This is a genomic window from Bacteroides sp. B1-V-101, from assembly GCF_023656585.1.
Lineage (GTDB): Bacteria > Bacteroidota > Bacteroidia > Bacteroidales > Bacteroidaceae > Bacteroides > Bacteroides thetaiotaomicron.
In genome coordinates this window covers 15454-31767 of record NZ_JAMOKH010000058.1, presented here as the reverse complement: position 1 = coordinate 31767, position 16314 = coordinate 15454, and the positions used below count along the sequence as shown (strand labels likewise).

General features: G+C 44.2%; 15 protein-coding genes and 1 tRNA gene. 5 read left to right on the top strand and 11 right to left on the bottom strand.

Translation table 11 applies throughout. The features are described 5' to 3' along the window. Positions 1-237 precede the first annotated feature (237 nt). The 4 genes from NBH01_RS25110 to NBH01_RS25095 all read right to left on the bottom strand — a co-directional run bounded on the left by NBH01_RS25110 (position 238) and on the right by NBH01_RS25095 (position 4709). The gene (locus NBH01_RS25110) at positions 238-2499 is read right to left on the bottom strand and encodes a GH92 family glycosyl hydrolase (protein WP_250700348.1); all 2262 of its coding nucleotides are present in this window, start codon (positions 2497-2499) and stop codon (positions 238-240) included. A 175-nt stretch (positions 2500-2674) separates the two neighbouring features. Beyond that, positions 2675-3346 (bottom strand): RluA family pseudouridine synthase, encoded by a 672-nt coding sequence (locus NBH01_RS25105; protein WP_008766957.1) that lies wholly within the window; start codon positions 3344-3346, stop codon positions 2675-2677. Between the two features lie 9 nt (positions 3347-3355). Continuing rightward, positions 3356-4102 (bottom strand): 3-oxoacyl-[acyl-carrier-protein] reductase, encoded by a 747-nt coding sequence (fabG, locus tag NBH01_RS25100; RefSeq protein ID WP_008762708.1) that lies wholly within the window; start codon positions 4100-4102, stop codon positions 3356-3358. Positions 4103-4118: 16 nt separating this feature from the next. Next, positions 4119-4709, bottom strand: a complete 591-nt coding sequence (locus tag NBH01_RS25095; protein WP_011108963.1) for a TetR/AcrR family transcriptional regulator — start codon at positions 4707-4709, stop codon at positions 4119-4121. Positions 4710-4947: 238 nt separating this feature from the next. On the opposite strand from NBH01_RS25095, the gene NBH01_RS25090 reads away from it, so the two are divergent. After that, a tRNA-Met gene (locus tag NBH01_RS25090) sits at positions 4948-5020 on the top strand. 321 nt (positions 5021-5341) lie between these two features. Here NBH01_RS25090 and NBH01_RS25085 read toward each other — a convergent pair. The 7 genes from NBH01_RS25085 to rhaB all read right to left on the bottom strand — a co-directional run bounded on the left by NBH01_RS25085 (position 5342) and on the right by rhaB (position 12808). After that, positions 5342-5773: a DUF4890 domain-containing protein gene (locus NBH01_RS25085; RefSeq protein WP_011108962.1), complete on the bottom strand. Its 432-nt coding sequence runs from the start codon at positions 5771-5773 to the stop codon at positions 5342-5344. A 124-nt stretch (positions 5774-5897) separates the two neighbouring features. Next, positions 5898-6797 carry an AraC family transcriptional regulator gene (locus NBH01_RS25080; RefSeq protein WP_225680228.1) on the bottom strand — a complete coding sequence of 300 codons (900 nt, stop codon included), beginning with the start codon at positions 6795-6797 and terminating at the stop codon, positions 5898-5900. A gap of 142 nt (positions 6798-6939) precedes the next feature. Further along, positions 6940-8094, bottom strand: a complete 1155-nt coding sequence (gene fucO, locus NBH01_RS25075; RefSeq protein ID WP_008762704.1) for a lactaldehyde reductase — start codon at positions 8092-8094, stop codon at positions 6940-6942. A 95-nt stretch (positions 8095-8189) separates the two neighbouring features. Continuing rightward, complete coding sequence (gene rhaD / locus NBH01_RS25070) at positions 8190-8999, bottom strand: rhamnulose-1-phosphate aldolase (RefSeq protein ID WP_070750581.1); 810 nt, start codon at positions 8997-8999, stop codon at positions 8190-8192. 12 nt (positions 9000-9011) lie between these two features. Beyond that, positions 9012-10031, bottom strand: coding sequence for an L-rhamnose/proton symporter RhaT (gene rhaT / locus NBH01_RS25065; RefSeq protein WP_008762702.1), 1020 nt, complete (start codon positions 10029-10031; stop codon positions 9012-9014). A 3-nt stretch (positions 10032-10034) separates the two neighbouring features. After that, on the bottom strand, positions 10035-11291 hold the full coding sequence (locus NBH01_RS25060; RefSeq protein ID WP_008762701.1) for an L-rhamnose isomerase: 1257 nt from the start codon (positions 11289-11291) through the stop codon (positions 10035-10037). Positions 11292-11350: 59 nt separating this feature from the next. Beyond that, the gene (gene rhaB, locus NBH01_RS25055) at positions 11351-12808 is read right to left on the bottom strand and encodes a rhamnulokinase (protein WP_225680233.1); all 1458 of its coding nucleotides are present in this window, start codon (positions 12806-12808) and stop codon (positions 11351-11353) included. 233 nt (positions 12809-13041) lie between these two features. Between rhaB and NBH01_RS25050 the strand changes: the two genes are divergently transcribed. The 4 genes from NBH01_RS25050 to argC are packed head-to-tail and all read left to right on the top strand — an operon-like array spanning position 13042 to position 16306. Then, the gene (locus NBH01_RS25050; protein ID WP_008762699.1) at positions 13042-13515 is read left to right on the top strand and encodes an arginine repressor; all 474 of its coding nucleotides are present in this window, start codon (positions 13042-13044) and stop codon (positions 13513-13515) included. Positions 13516-13540: 25 nt separating this feature from the next. Next, positions 13541-14119 carry a GNAT family N-acetyltransferase gene (locus NBH01_RS25045; protein ID WP_008762698.1) on the top strand — a complete coding sequence of 193 codons (579 nt, stop codon included), beginning with the start codon at positions 13541-13543 and terminating at the stop codon, positions 14117-14119. Between the two features lie 13 nt (positions 14120-14132). Further along, positions 14133-15341, top strand: a complete 1209-nt coding sequence (locus NBH01_RS25040; RefSeq protein ID WP_008762697.1) for an argininosuccinate synthase — start codon at positions 14133-14135, stop codon at positions 15339-15341. Continuing rightward, positions 15338-16306 (top strand): N-acetyl-gamma-glutamyl-phosphate reductase, encoded by a 969-nt coding sequence (gene argC / locus NBH01_RS25035; RefSeq protein ID WP_008762696.1) that lies wholly within the window; start codon positions 15338-15340, stop codon positions 16304-16306. The genes NBH01_RS25040 and argC overlap by 4 nt, the downstream gene beginning before the upstream one ends. The last annotated feature ends 8 nt before the right edge of the window (positions 16307-16314 follow it).

Below are 16314 nucleotides of genomic sequence, written 5' to 3'. Positions count from 1 at the left end.
ATACACTTCTGAAGAGTAGGTATGTCTATATACAAACTTACCCAAGGATACGTTAATGTTCGTAAACTTGGGTAAGATTTTATAGATATTGTTTGGAGAGGACTTAGAATTCACCTTCTTTTTTCATCTCTATATCTGTCATTGACAATAAGAAAACGCCTTCAAATATATGCTTCCGCAAACACTTGAAGGCATTCATCATCCTAACCAATACCTATCCTAAAAACTATCTTTTACCTATTTATTCAAAACGATCGGCCTATTGGCAGAAGCTTTACCAAAATTCTTGGCAGGCTTTTTGCCCATCTCAAATTTTAAAGTACTGCCGTTAATTATATCATCGTACGTAATATAACTTTTATGATAAGGTTTGCCATTCAGATAAACCTTCTGAATATAGATATTATCTTTACTATTATTCGGTGCTTCAACAGTAAACACTTTACCACCACGCACTTTCACTTCTATCTTTTTAAAACGAGGACTGCCGAATGCAAACACACCGTCAGACGGATTCACCTGATAGAATCCCATAGCAGAAAGGAGATACCATGCAGACATTTGTCCACAGTCTTCATTACCGATGATACCGTCCGGCTGATCTGTGTAGAAGTCGCTCATGATGAAACGAACCTTTTCCGCTGTTTTCCACTGTTCGCCGGCATAGGTATAGAGATAGGCTATGTGATGGCTCGGCTCATTGCCATGCGCATATTGTCCGATCAGACCGGTGATATCACTGGAAGCACCTTCACCCATACTGTCATTGTTCGTAAAGAAGCTGTCGAGCTTCGATGTAAACGGCTTGTCACCGCCAAACAGGCTGATCAATCCATACGGATCTTGCGGAGCGAAGAATGTATATTGCCATCCGTTGCCCTCACAGAAATCGCCGACTCCGTGAATAGAACGTGCCGGATCGTACGGAGTACGCCATGAACCGTCTTCCAGTTTCGGACGGATGAAATGGATAGAAGAATCGAAATAGTTCTTATAGTAATGGGCACGCTTCGAGAATGTCTCATAATCAGCCGTCTTCCCCATCTTTTGTGCCATAGCGGCGATTCCCCAGTCATCTACTGCATATTCCATAGCGATGGAAGTAGCTTCGTGGATTTTATCAGCAGGGATATATCCTTTGGCCATCACGTAAGGAACTCCGTTCTGCCCTTCATAAGTTGCTGTCGCTTTCATAGCCGTCAAGGCTTCTTCCGCATCAAATCCGGTAAATCCTTTCAGATAAGCATCTGCAATCACCGGAACAGAGCTATATCCCGGCATACAATTTGTTTCGCCGCTCATCAAAGGCCAGATAGGAAGTTTATCCTGTTGCCGATAAATGGAAAGCATTGAATTAATTACATTGTCCACCATTTCGGGCTGAATGATAGTCATCAGAGGATTCAAGGCGCGATAAGTATCCCAAAGGGAGAGAGTGGTATAATTCGCTTTCTTCGGGTCTGTGTAAATCATATCATTCATCCCCCGATACTCACCATTGACATCACAATACAATGTAGGAGTGATCATGGTATGATAGTGTGCGGTATAAAACACACGTTTGGCAGCCTCATCGTCTGATTCTACGGTCATCTTATCCAACTGTTTGTTCCAGCGGTCACTGCTCATCTTCACCACCTTGTCGAAGTCCCAGTGAGAAAGTTCCGCTTGCAGGTTCATCGCTGCATTGTCACAACTTACGGAAGAAATAGCCACTTTAATCTTTACTTCTTTCACATTGCCGAAAGTAAGCACACTTTTCACCGATTCTACTTTCAGTTGATCCCAAAGTTTGGGGGTATTATCGTCATAAGCCGTAAATTTCTCGATCTTCTGATCGCTCTTCAGCACAAAGTATACTTTTCGCGACGGGCTCCACCCTCTGACATACCGATAACCTTCCACTGTATAGTCATCTACTTTGCGAATATAGCTGTCGTATGCATTGGAACCGTTTCCTTCACGCAGGTCAATCAGTATAGAGGCCGGTTTTCCTTCGGGATAGGTATAACGATGAAAACCTACCCGGTCAGTAGCTGTCAGTTCGGCCTTGATATTGTATCTGTCCAGAATTAAAGAATAATATTCCGGACGGGCTATCTCATTGTCATGTGAGTATTTCGACGCATAACCGTCACGTATATCATCCTGGTTACCTCTGGGAGTACGGATTTCATTGAGAGGCATAATCAGAATATCCCCCAGATCGGTACATCCCGTACCGCTTAAATGAGTATGAGAGAAACCAATCAGAATACTGTCGGAATAATGATATCCCGAACACCAGTCCCAGCCTTTATGGATATTGTTGGGTCCGAGTTGCACCATGCCGTACGGAACACTCGTTCCGACAAATACATGCCCGTGAAAACCGGAGCCGATATAAGGATCGACATACTGTAACAATCCCTCACTCTTTGAATAGTCCTGTTTTGCCACTCCGCTCGTTGCCAGACCTAAAAAGCAGGAAGCAGCCATTAAAAGTTTAAATGCGTTCATCTGTATTTTTCTTGTTAATTCGAAATTGTTTCATGGTAGGATTTACTTCATGAATTATAGTTTTCATGATGCAAATATAAACTCTATTCCGGAACTATCAGGCTGTCGCCAGAGTTTACCGAATGGATGGCAGGGATATTTACTCTTTTGGCAAAAGAAAAAGGACTTGCACTGACTAAAGCAGTTCAAATCCTTTCCATAAATTTCCTTCGGGAAGAGGGGCTTCGAGCTCTATCAGCTCTTTTGACACGGGATGGATGAAGCGTACCTTCCGCGCATGCAGGCAAATACTGCCATCGGGATTGGAACGCGGAGCGCCATATTTAAGGTCTCCTTTAATGGGACATCCCATTTTTGCCAACTGGCAACGAATCTGATGATGACGTCCGGTTTTCAAGTCTACTTCAAGCAGATAGTAATTCTCCGAATGTCCGATCAGCCGATAATTCAGAATCGCTTTCTTGCTATTCGGCACTTCTTTGTCATAAGCAAAACTCTTGTTCTGCTTCTCGTTACGTGCCAGATAATGCACCAATTCACCTTCCGGCTCTTTGGGGGCATTCTTTACTACTGCCCAGTAAGTCTTTTTCACTTCACTGGTACGGAACATCTCGTTCAGACGAGTGAGTGCCTTACTCGTTTTGGCAAAAATAACAAGGCCGCTTACGGGGCGGTCCAGCCGGTGTGTCACACCGATGAAAACATTTCCGGGTTTCTGATACTTCTCTTTCAGGTACTGCTTCACAGTTTCCGAAAGCGGTGTATCGCCCGTCTTGTCTGCCTGGACAATCTCGGAAGCGGTCTTGTTGACTACAATTATATGGTTGTCTTCGTATACGACAGTCATACTGTTCGATTACATATTCATACCACCATCTACCTGAATCACCTGACCTGATACGTAAGAAGACATATCTGATGCCAGGAAGGTAGCGATGTTTGCCACATCTTCAGGAGTACCGCCACGACGCAAAGGAATTTTCTTTGCCCATTCAGCTCTCACTTCGTCAGAAAGAGCAGCAGTCATATCTGTCAGGATGAATCCCGGAGCAATGGCGTTGGCACGGATGCCACGAGAGCCCAGTTCTTGTGCGATAGACTTGGCCAATGCAATCATGCCGGCTTTGGAAGCAGCATAGTTAGCCTGTCCCGCATTACCGTGAACACCCACTACAGATGCCATGTTGATAATGCTACCAGCTTTCTGACGCATCATAACAGGTGTACAAGCGTGGATGAAGTTAAATGCAGACTTCAGGTTCACATTGATTACCATATCCCATTGTTGTTCGCTCATACGCATCATCAGACCGTCACGAGTGATACCGGCATTGTTCACCAGAATATCGATACGTCCGAAGTCCTTATGGATTTCTTCTACGACCTTTGCAGTATCTTCAAAGTTAGCAGCGTTAGAAGCATAACCTTTGGCTTTCACACCCATTGCTTCCAGTTCTACCCTTGTTTTTTCTGCATTTTCGTCAATGACCAGGTCAGTAAATGCAATGTTTGCACCTTCGGCAGCAAACTTCAGAGCGATAGCCTTGCCAATACCACGGGCGGCACCGGTTACAATGGCTGTTTTTCCGTCTAATAATCCCATACTAAAAGTTATTTAATTAAATTTCTGTTCTATGCAGTGCGCCAAACACAATGTTGGACACATATTTATTTCTTGTTTCTTCGTCCAGATGAGCTCCTATATGCCCACGGATATAAGGAACTTCAATTCCCTTCACACAGTAATGTATCAAATCGGCAGTCATCTCCACATCATCAATGTGAAACACTCCTTTCGCCTGTCCCTCCAACAACACAGCTTTAAAAATCTGGATTTCTTTCGCATCAAATTTCTTTCGCACTTTTTCTACCCGCCATATATCACGGAAGAAATAAGCACGCAGGGTTCCATTCCGATAAACGACCTCCTTTACTGCATCCAATCGGGTATATATCAGTTCCAACAGTTTGTCGTCCGGCGAAATGTTTTTATCAGCCACCCTCTTCATCATATCCGACAAGATATCCAATTCCGATTCTACAACAGCCAAATAGATTTCATCCTTACTTTTAAAATAGGTATAAAGCGTTCTTCTACCTTTTTTCGAAGTGAGGGCGATATCATTCATCGTAGTGTTCTCCACCCCCATCTTTGCAAAAAGCTGGCGGGCAACGTCTACTAACTTGGCTTTCGTTTTTGATACGGTCATAGGTTATACAAATTGCACATTGCTGAATATTTTGAGCAAAAGTAATTCTTTTCTTTAGACCACACAAGAAAACGCACAGAATATTAACATTTGTATATTAATAGGTACTAAAAAAAGTTCCATCAATACCTCTCTCATTTTCAGCACAATATAGATAATTCGATCTTTTTTCTAAAAAATAATTGGAGAATAATTTGTTTTATTCAAGAAAAGCCGTACCTTTGCACCCGTTAAACATCGCGGAGTGGAGCAGTTGGTAGCTCGTTGGGCTCATAACCCAAAGGTCATTCGTTCGAGTCGGATCTCCGCAACTTACTAAAGAATCGCTTTTTAAGCGGTTCTTTTTTTATCTCTCTCCGGTAAGATTCTACTGATTACAGTTCCTTTATTCACAACCCCAATCTTATATTAACCACGTTATCAACAAAGTTATTAACAGGTTAATTAATTAGTAACAAACAAATTAACTATATAAGAGACTCATTTTTAAACAAGCAGGATGTGACTTGTTCACAACCTCAAAAAGCAAAATAAGAATCACCCGAATACAAAAAAGATACTACCTCAAAAATCAGTAGTATCTCCTTAATTCTTCTTCCGAAAGGAAGTACATCCATTCATTACAATCTATATTACCCTTGTCTTTTTTGCCGGTTCTGACGCCCTTCTTTCATCTGTTTCTCACGTTCAGCCTGTTTTTTCACATAGCTATCGTATTGTTCTTTAGTCATAATCTTCTTCAACTGGGCATCATAATCTTCACGGGACTTCTTCATTTCCGCCATCTTCTTTTCCCGCTCTTCCTTAGTCATCTTGGCAGCTTTATTATCTTTCGAACGTCCGCCCTGATTAGCAGCCATCTTTTGCACCCATGTAAGGTTGACATCCTGTAATTGTTGCTTTTGATCTTCATTCAAAGAGTATTCTTTCACCATACGCTCTGTCATACGTTCCGCACGGGTTTTCGGATCCATCTGTTGTCTTCCACCCTGGCGATTTCCTTGTGCCATTGCCACACCACTCATCAGTAGCAAAGCTACCATCCAAAATACGATTCTTTTCATTTCTTTTTTCTTTTATAGTTAATCTGATAATAAACCGATTGCATCATTGCAATATTATATTTGACCAGATTAAAACGGAAAGGTTAAATCACATCGAGGAGATTAACAATAAATAACTTTATGTTTATTCTTCCCGACCGAACGAGCGGTATTCAAGCGGAGTAAGCCCGGTACGTTTTTTGAAAAAGGAGAAAAAATATTCGGTAGACTGGAAGCCCAGAAAAAAAGAAATTTCTTTTACTGACTGGGAAGTTCCCACCAACATTTGCTTGGCTTTACGAAGTTTCAGTTCCTGAAAATATTTGGCGGGTGCATAGCCGGTATATTCCTTAAAAACCCTGCGGAACCATGAGTAACTGATATTCAGTCTCATCGCCAGTTCCTCCGGATCAATATTGCCGGATACATTTTCATTCATAAGTATCTTTGCCTGCTCGATCTTCTGATCGACATCACTCATCTCGAAGACCTTATTCTTGGAAATCGAAAGAATCATACCAATCATGTGAAGTACGATTCCGGAAAGGTATTGCTGGGCAGATATTTTATCCGCTTCTGCCACTTCCAAAGCGCGGGAAAACAAAGATACCAGTTCTTCATTAATACCGACTTCCAATATCTGTCTTTCCTGAGAAAGAAAGGCATCGCCCACAATCGTATCAATCGCCGGACCTTCAAAACCAATGTAATATTCCGTCCATCCGGTCTGCCGCAATGGATAATAAGTATGCCACTGTCCGGGAAACAACACCATCAGCCGACCTTTACAAACTTGTCTTTCAGGAGTAGAATCGGAAGAAAACAAACCGCGCCCTTTTGTAATATAGACCAATTGATATTCCCGCAATACTCTTCCTTTTTCGGCATTGAAATAGTAACCGGACGGATGCTCCTTCAGCGGATAAGGAGAATCGGGAGGGATAGACTGATAGCCAGCCGTATTCACCCACAGACCGAATTTGCGGTCCATGTCATTAACTATCAAGTATTTAAATTCTAATCCCAGATTATTATCCTCAGTCATACAGGCGTGTTTTCATACAATTGAATTGAACAAAAGTAGGAATTATTTTCAAAAAACACACGCTAAACAGTAAAAAAAACATCCGGAGCACCTGTCCAGATCCTCCGGATGCTTATAAAAAACAAACCTTATACAATTAAAATCAGAATGCTTTCCGATATAATACTTCAATCTCCGCTACTGACGTAGGACGCGGATTACCACCTGTGCAAACGTCATTGAATGCAGCCACCGCCAATGCCGGAATATCCTCTTCCTTCACATTGATTTCATGCAATTTCTGTGGGATACCGATACTCAGAGAAAGCGCTTTCACTGCCTCGATAGCCGCCTTCACACCTTCAGCTTCTGTCATACCGTCTGTATTGACGCCCATCGCCTTGGCAATATGGATATATTTCGGAGCAGCCGGAGACTCAGCATTGTACTCCATGACATAAGGTAACAACAGCGCATTGGCAACGCCGTGAGGAGTATCATAGAAAGCGCCCAACGGGTGAGCCATGGAATGTACGATTCCCAAACCTACATTGGAGAATCCCATACCGGCAATATATTGAGCCTGCGACATTGCTTCGCGGGCAACTGTGTCTTTACCATTATCTACCGCCGCTTTCAAGTTCTGAGCAATCATTTCAATCGCTTTCAGTTCGAACATATCGCTCATAGCCCATGCACCCGGAGTTATATAACTTTCGATGGCGTGAGTCAGCGCGTCCATACCTGTAGCGGCAGTCAGTCCTTTCGGCATGGAATACATCAGTTCCGGATCTACAATAGCTACAGCAGGGATATCGTTCGGGTCTACACATACCATTTTCTTGCGTGCATCTTCGTCGATAATCACATAATTGATAGTCACTTCAGCAGCAGTTCCGGCAGTAGTAGGCAATGCAAAGGTAGGAACAGCCTTATGTTTGGTATCAGCCACACCTTCCAAAGATTTCACATCGGCAAAATCCGGGTTATTCACAACAATACCAATCCCCTTTGCCGTGTCGATAGAAGAACCACCACCCAAAGCTACGATAAAGTCTGCACCGGAAGCCTTATAGGCAGCCACACCATTCTGCACATTAGCAATGGTAGGGTTAGCCTTTACATCACTATAAAGTTCATACGGAATATGATTGTCATCAAATACTTTAATGATTTCGGCCGCAACACCAAATTTGATAAGGTCTTTATCTGTTACGAAAAAGGCTTTCTTAAAGCCACGTCTGGCTGCTTCCACAGCAATTACACTCCGGCATCCTGCACCGAAATAAGAGGTCTCATTCAGAATAATGCGATTCATAGTTGTGTCATAATTTTAAAGTTACCGCAACATTCTCCATCGATAGAAAATGCTGCGGTCGCTAAAGTAGATAAATTCAGTGATTAATACAAGTATTATTTAGGAAGATTGAAAGCAACGGACATTTCTTTCATTTGTTCCTGACTCATACCATCCGGTTCGAAGCCCATATTCTTCGCAGCAATATAGATCAGCGCCGACTTATTCAGCACGTCAATCTGATCAAAAGCCTGCATAGCATCGCAGTCTACGGCAAAAACACCGTGTTTTTCCCACATGACTACATCATAGTCCTGCAATTCCTTGATAGTGGCTTCCGCCAACTCTACCGAACTAGGCAATTTATAAGGAATGATACCTAGACCTCTCGGACAGAACGCCTTCGTTTCGGGAATCATACTCCATAACAGATTGGTTGCCACATCTTTCTGAAGGAACTTCTCGCAATGAGTCATAGCAATCAGTTCGATCGGGTGAGTATGGACAGATGCTTTATAAGGAGAATTCTTGCTCAGCAAATCATTGTGTACGCTCAGGTGGGAAGGCAGTTCCGAAGTCGGCGCCACCGCTTCGTCGGCAATGATCACATAGTTGGCGCAATCATCCAGAATGCGGATCACCGAACCATTTTCCATCGGCCAGCGAGCCAGATCACGCATGCGTTTGTTGGTTCCTTTGCAATAAAAGTAACATCCTTTCAGATAAGGCAATGTAACGCCAATGGATTTTACTTCGCTAATCGGTTCCATCCGACGGATTTCATCGTCTACAAACTCTGTGATATTTACGGTGATATTACCACCGTTACGTTCAGCCCATCCTTTTTGCCACAAGTATCCGGCAACTTCAGCTACCTTGTTTACTTCTTTGGCAAGTGCCGGACGATTTTCTAAAATTGATTTCATATCTATTTATTATTAAAACAAGTTCGGGAATACCAGCGAGAAGATCAAGACTACCAAACCACAGATCAACACTGTGATTGTTTTGGCAGATACTCCTTTCCACTCTTTCAGGATGATTCCCCATACATTACTAAAGGTTACGTTCAGCGCCATCAGGATACACCATGAGAAAGCCAGCAACACGGGACTTTCCGTGAGGAAGCTCTTACCCATTTCCAATCCGAAGAACTGCATATACCACAGCACACCGGCCAACGCACAGAAGACGAGATTGTTACCCCATACCTTTCCTTTGGCATAGTCACCGACAGACTTATTAGCTATATTCTGCTGCAGGCAGTAAGCGGCATTTGTCATGAATCCGCCTAAAGTCACGAGGAAGATAACAGGAAGACCTGCATAAAGTCCATCCACACCACCTGCCAAAGCAGCTTCCTTGATAGGAGTTCCGGCATCCAGTCCCAAAGCAAAGCAGGCACTCATCACACCCGCAAGAAGTGCTACCAGCAAACCTTTTGTCAATGCAAAGTCTTTTACGGCAGCCCGTTTTTCTTCTTCGCTCATATTCTGTGCACGCAAGCCACCGGCATAACCAATGATAGCAATACCCGCCAGCGTAATACAAACTCCTAGAAGAAGAATCAGTCCGTTACCTTCGAACAGATTGGTTCCGGCGAAGATGGCAGGAAAAAGGGTTCCGAATCCGGCACAAGTACCTAATGCGATACTTTGTCCAAGCGCAACACCCAGATAACGCATGGAGAGTCCGAAAGTCAATCCGCCTATTCCCCATAATACACCATAAAAGATGCTCATTCCAGCACCTCCGGCTCCCCACAAGTCGAACAAACTGCCTCCTGCGGGTATCCCCAGCAGTGATCCCAGGAACGGGAACACTAACCAGGCAAACACACCTTGTACTAACCAGAAGCTTTCCCAGCTCCATTCCTTCACCTTTTTAATAGGTACATAGGAACTGGACTGGCAAAAGCTACCGATGGCTATAATCAACAAGCCTATTAGAATATCCATCACTTATCGTTTAGAAGTTACTTCCGCTTCGTACTTTTCGATTTCTGCAATGAAATCTTCGCCTACCGGAACGTTGTTCTTCAAGCAGAACATATCCCATACTGCATTCCATGGAAGCGCTTTCTCTTCTTCGAGCAGAGCCAGACGCTGGAATCCCTGTCCGTTAGCTTCGTATTCACGCAGCTTGGCAATCGGTTCGAGCAAAGCACGTGTCATACATTTCTGAGCAGCACGGCTACCGACAACGTAAGCACCGATACGGTTGATAGAAGCATCGAAATAGTCGAGACCGTAGTGTACGCGTTCCAACGCACCGCAACGAACAATTTCACTGAACAGTTCCATTGTAGGATCATCCATAATGGTTACGTGGTCGGAATCCCAACGAACCGGACGGCTTACGTGCAGCATCAATTCGGGCACATAAAGCAAAAGAGAAGATACTTTGTCGGCAACACTTTCAGTCGGATGGAAGTGACCGGTATCCAAAGTTACCATCTTATTACGGGATGCGCCATAACCGATGTAGAAGTCATTGGAACCTACTGTATAGCTTTCCAGACCGATACCGAATACTTTTGATTCAATACAGTCTTTCATGTTTTTATATTCAGTAGCAAATATCTGATCCAGAGAATCTTTCAACAATGCACGATATTTCATGCGGTTTACAGTGATATCCTTGCTTCCGTCATGTACCCAAAGATTCATGATACACGGGTCACCCTGCGCCTTACCCATTTCTTCGGCAACGGCACGACAACGTTTGGTATGCTCAATCCAGAACTGACGGATGCCCTCATCCGGATTAGACAGTGACAAATCACCAGATTTCGGATGTGAGAATGAAGTAGAGTTGAAATCGAGTTTCATGTTATGCTCTTTACCCCATTCAATCCAGCTCTTGAAATGTTCAGGCTCTACCTGATCGCGGTCTACCACTTTACCTTGAAAATCCCCGTAGATTTCGTGCAGGTTCAAACGGTGTGTACCCGGAATATAAGAAGCGGCTTTCAGAATGTCGGCACGCAGTTCATCAATATTGCGAGCTTTGCCCGGATAATTACCGGTTGCCTGAATACCTCCGCTCAGTGCACCTGCCTGCACTTCAAATCCCGTTACATCATCAGCCTGCCAGCAATGAAGTGACAAGTGGAAGTCCTGCATGGTTTTCAGTACCTTTTCAGTATCTACACCTACTGCTGCATAGCGTTCAACAGCAATCTCATACGCTTTCTGAATCATTTCTTCTTTTTTCATGATATTCTATTATTAAAAGTTAATATTATTCTGTCGGTTATTTCTTGATTCTCCGGAATTTATCGAACGCAGTTTTTAAAATGGATATAAGCCGCATCCCAGGCTGCCATATCCTGTGGGTGATAAGTCTTCAACGGAATTGAACGGCTTATCAACTGACGCATACCGGCAACATCCGTCGCCTCTCCCACCGTCATTGCCTGAATCATGACATTACCGATAGCTGTTGCCTCAGACGGTCCTGCCACAACCGGGATGCCGATAGCATTAGCAGTAAACTGATTCAACAAGTCATTACGGCTACCTCCACCGATCACATGCAGAGTTTCGATAGGACGAGGAGAAAGCGCACGCAAGTTCTCCAACACCTGACGGTAACGCAAAGCCAGACTCTCAAAGATACAACGTACTATTTGTCCACGTTGCTCAGGAACCGGCTGCCCAGTAGTCCGGCAATATTCACGAATGGCCTGTTCCATATCCGCAGGATTTGCAAAACAGTCGTCATCCGGATTGATTAAACTACGGAATGGTTCACACGAATCCGCTTCGGTTATTAATTCCGGATAGCTCGTATCTCCCCAATTCAGACGGCAACGTTCCAGCAACCACATTCCACAAATATTCTTCAAAAGGCGAATTGTGCCTTCTACGCCACCTTCATTCGTAAAGTTCAAAGCCTCTGTTTCAGCAGTGATTACCGGTGCATCTGTTTCCACCCCCATCAGCGACCAAGTACCGCTACTCAAATATGCGAAATTACGATCAAGTGCGGGAACAGCTGCTACAGCAGATCCGGTATCATGTCCGGCCACCGCAATCACAGGAATTGCCCCCAATCCTGTTATCTTTTGCACTTCTTCAGTCAATGTTCCTATCTTCTCACCTGGGAAGACAAAACGACCGAAATTCTCTTCTTGCAGTCCGACTGCTTTCAGCAACTCCGGTTCCAGACGTTGCGTATGTGCATTCACTAATTGGGCAGTGGAAGCAATGGTATATTCGGTTACCATCTTCCCGGTCAGCATATAGCTCAACGCATCCGGCATAAACAGAACTTTGTCTGCTGCCTCCAATGCACTGTCATGATTGCGACGCAAAGTATCTAATTGGAAAAGTGAATTAAAATTCATTACCTGAATACCAGTTTTACCATATACCTCGCTACGAGAGATACGAGAGAAAAAGGCTTCCGGTGCTCCTACCGTATGCGGATCACGATATGCATAAGGCTGGCGAAGCAGGTTTCCATCTTTTCCAAGGAGGACGAAATCTACTCCCCATGTATCTATACCGATAGAGGCAATAGATTCTCCACGGTGAGCTACCAATTTCAATCCGTCGATAATGTGACGGTATAATGCATGAATATCCCAATAGAAATGTCCACCCACCTCGATCAAGTGGTTAGGAAAACGATTAATCTCCTCCAGATTTAATCCGCCTTCAATAAAAGAGCCTAAGATTGTACGGCCGCTTGTTGCGCCCAGGTCGACTGCAAAAAAGTTCTGTTTCATGGTATTTTGTCTATATATTTAAGGTATCCATTTACCTACATTGCAAAGATAGGCGGTTCCTTCCTCCTTTTCCTTACGCATTTTGATAGAAAGGATGTGCATTTTGACACAAATCTGCATAGCCAAACCTTACATCAGTATAAATTTTACTTTTTATGCAAAAAAAGCATGATTTATGCATGTTTTCTCCGAAATAATGCATAATTTTGCGCCATTCTTAGAATAATTATACAATGAAGAAGAAAGCAAATCGGTTAGACGCCATCAAAATGATTATCTCAAGCAAGGAGGTAGGCTCGCAGGAAGAACTACTGCAAGAGCTGAACCGTGAAGGCTTCGAACTGACACAAGCCACCCTCTCCCGCGACTTGAAACAACTGAAAGTAGCCAAAGCTGCCAGTATGAACGGCAAGTATGTATATGTATTGCCGAATAACATCATGTATAAACGTTCCACTGACCAGAGTGCCGGTGAGATGTTGCGCAACAATGGATTTATCTCCCTACAGTTTTCCGGCAATATAGCTGTTATCCGTACCCGTCCCGGTTACGCCAGCAGCATGGCTTATGATATCGACAACAATGAGTTCAGCGAGATTCTGGGAACCATTGCCGGCGACGATACCATCATGCTGGTTCTGCGTGAAGGAGTAGCCACAAGCAAAGTACGTCAGCTTTTGTCGCTCATCATTCCGAATATCGAATAACTATACCTATATTATATATAAAGAAATGGACACTCAACAAATAGATGTTATGGTAGCCGACGCCTCACATGAGGTTTACGTTGACACTATTTTGGAAACTATCAGAAATGCTGCTGCCGTACGAGGAACCGGAATCGCAGAGCGCACACACGAATACGTAGCGACTAAAATGAAAGAGGGCAAAGCAATAATCGCGCTCTGTGGCGACACATTCGCAGGTTTCACCTATATCGAATCATGGGGAAACAAGCAATACGTAGCAACCTCCGGTCTGATTGTACATCCCGATTTTCGCGGATTAGGATTGGCAAAGCGCATCAAACAAGCATCTTTCCAACTGGCACGTCTCCGATGGCCGAAAGCTAAGATTTTCAGTCTGACATCCGGAGCCGCAGTGATGAAAATGAACACCGAACTAGGATATGTCCCTGTCACTTTCAATGAACTGACAGACGACGAGGCTTTCTGGAAAGGATGCGAAGGCTGCACCAACCACGATATACTGGTAGCTAAAAACCGTAAGTTCTGCATCTGCACAGCCATGCTGTACGATCCGACAGACCCGCGGAACATAAAAAAAGAACAAGAAAGAAATAACATTTAATATATACAGCACTATGGAAGAAAAGAAGAAAAAAGTAGTGGTGGCATTCAGCGGCGGACTGGACACATCGTTCACCGTCATGTACCTCGCTAAAGAAAAAGGTTACGAAGTATATGCAGCTTGTGCCAATACGGGCGGTTTCAGCGAAGAACAGCTGAAGACAAACGAAGAAAACGCCTACAAACTGGGAGCAGTGAAATATGTAACATTGGACGTTACTCAGGAATACTACGAAAAGAGTCTGAAATATATGGTTTTCGGAAATGTGCTGCGTAATGGTACTTACCCGATCTCTGTCAGCTCGGAACGTATCTTCCAGGCATTGGCCATCGCACGTTATGCCAACGAAATCGGTGCGGATGCCATTGCCCACGGTTCTACCGGAGCAGGTAACGACCAGATTCGTTTTGACATGACTTTCCTTGTACTGGCTCCGAATGTAGAAATCATCACGCTGACCCGTGATATGGCATTAAGCCGTCAGGAAGAAATCGACTATCTGAACAAACATGGTTTCAGTGCAGACTTTACCAAGCTGAAATACTCTTATAACGTAGGTTTGTGGGGTACATCCATCTGTGGTGGCGAAATCCTCGACTCCGCACAGGGATTACCGGAAACAGCCTACCTGAAACATGTGGAAAAAGAAGGCAGCGAACAACTCCGTCTCACTTTCGAAAAGGGAGAACTGAAAGCTGTCAATGACGAAACATTCGATGATCCGATCCAAGCTATCCAGAAGGTAGAAGAGATCGGTGCCGCATACGGTATCGGACGTGATATGCACGTGGGCGATACCATCATCGGCATCAAAGGCCGTGTAGGTTTCGAGGCTGCCGCTCCGATGTTGATTATCGGTGCTCACCGCTTCCTCGAAAAATACACATTGAGCAAATGGCAGCAATACTGGAAAGATCAGGTGGCCAACTGGTACGGAATGTTCCTCCACGAAAGCCAGTATCTCGAACCGGTGATGCGTGACATCGAAGCCATGCTTCAGGAAAGCCAGCGTAACGTTAACGGTACGGCAATCCTCGAGCTCCGCCCGCTTTCTTTCTCTACCGTCGGTGTAGAATCGGAAGACGACCTCGTGAAAACGAAGTTCGGCGAATATGGTGAAATGCAGAAGGGCTGGACAGCCGAAGATGCTAAGGGCTTTATTAAGGTAACTTCTACTCCGCTGCGTGTTTACTACAATAACCATAAAGACGAAGAGATATGATTAAAGCAGGAATCATTGGTGGCGCAGGATATACAGCAGGCGAATTAATCCGTCTGCTGCTCAACCATCCGGAAACTGAAATCGTATTCATCAACAGCAGCAGTAATGCCGGAAACCGAATCACCGACGTACACGAAGGACTATACGGAGAAACCGACCTGAGATTTACCGACCAGTTACCTCTGGACGCAATAGATGTACTATTCTTCTGTACCGCCCACGGTGACACGAAGAAATTCATGGAAAGCCACAACGTGCCGGAAGATTTGAAAATCATCGACCTCTCGATGGATTATCGCATCAAGAGTGACGATCATGACTTCATCTACGGTCTGCCGGAACTGAACCGTCGTGCTACCTGTACGGCGAAGCACGTAGCCAACCCCGGTTGTTTTGCTACCTGCATCCAGTTAGGTTTGCTTCCGCTAGCCAAGAATCTGATGTTGACAGGCGATGTTTCGGTCAATGCCATCACCGGAAGTACCGGTGCCGGCGTGAAGCCCGGTGCTACCAGTCATTTCAGTTGGCGTAACAATAACATCAGTATATACAAGGCCTTCGATCATCAGCACGTGCCGGAAATCAAGCAATCACTGAAACAGTTGCAGAACAGCTTCGATTCAGAGATCGACTTTATTCCTTATCGGGGAGATTTCCCGCGCGGCATCTTTGCCACTCTTGTCGTAAAAACGAAAGTTGCACTCGAAGAAATCGTTCGCATGTATGAGGAATATTATGCAAAAGACTCCTTCGTGCATATTGTAGATAAGAATATAGACTTGAAACAAGTCGTAAATACCAATAAATGTCTGATACATCTGGAGAAACATGGTGACAAATTACTGATTATCTCCTGTATCGACAACTTGCTGAAGGGTGCCAGCGGACAAGCAGTTCATAACATGAACCTGATGTTCAACCTGGAAGAAACCGTAGGATTACGGCTGAAACCTTCCGCTTTCTAAAAACAGAA

Excerpts from the sequence above, each read along its gene's own strand:
- fucO (WP_008762704.1), bottom strand. The coding sequence starts at position 8,094 with ATGAATCGCATTATTCTGAATGAGACCTCTTATTTCGGTGCAGGATGC.
- NBH01_RS25045 (WP_008762698.1), top strand. The coding sequence starts at position 13,541 with ATGGACACTCAACAAATAGATGTTATGGTAGCCGACGCCTCACATGAG.
- NBH01_RS25110 (WP_250700348.1), bottom strand. The coding sequence starts at position 2,499 with ATGAACGCATTTAAACTTTTAATGGCTGCTTCCTGCTTTTTAGGTCTG.
- NBH01_RS25080 (WP_225680228.1), bottom strand. The coding sequence starts at position 6,797 with ATGACTGAGGATAATAATCTGGGATTAGAATTTAAATACTTGATAGTT.
- NBH01_RS25060 (WP_008762701.1), bottom strand. The coding sequence starts at position 11,291 with ATGAAAAAAGAAGAAATGATTCAGAAAGCGTATGAGATTGCTGTTGAA.
- NBH01_RS25095 (WP_011108963.1), bottom strand. The coding sequence starts at position 4,709 with ATGACCGTATCAAAAACGAAAGCCAAGTTAGTAGACGTTGCCCGCCAG.
- rhaB (WP_225680233.1), bottom strand. The coding sequence starts at position 12,808 with ATGAAACAGAACTTTTTTGCAGTCGACCTGGGCGCAACAAGCGGCCGT.
- NBH01_RS25040 (WP_008762697.1), top strand. The coding sequence starts at position 14,133 with ATGGAAGAAAAGAAGAAAAAAGTAGTGGTGGCATTCAGCGGCGGACTG.
- fabG (WP_008762708.1), bottom strand. The coding sequence starts at position 4,102 with ATGGGATTATTAGACGGAAAAACAGCCATTGTAACCGGTGCCGCCCGT.
- NBH01_RS25050 (WP_008762699.1), top strand. The coding sequence starts at position 13,042 with ATGAAGAAGAAAGCAAATCGGTTAGACGCCATCAAAATGATTATCTCA.
- NBH01_RS25105 (WP_008766957.1), bottom strand. The coding sequence starts at position 3,346 with ATGACTGTCGTATACGAAGACAACCATATAATTGTAGTCAACAAGACC.
- rhaD (WP_070750581.1), bottom strand. The coding sequence starts at position 8,999 with ATGAAATCAATTTTAGAAAATCGTCCGGCACTTGCCAAAGAAGTAAAC.
- argC (WP_008762696.1), top strand. The coding sequence starts at position 15,338 with ATGATTAAAGCAGGAATCATTGGTGGCGCAGGATATACAGCAGGCGAA.
- rhaT (WP_008762702.1), bottom strand. The coding sequence starts at position 10,031 with ATGGATATTCTAATAGGCTTGTTGATTATAGCCATCGGTAGCTTTTGC.
- NBH01_RS25085 (WP_011108962.1), bottom strand. The coding sequence starts at position 5,773 with ATGAAAAGAATCGTATTTTGGATGGTAGCTTTGCTACTGATGAGTGGT.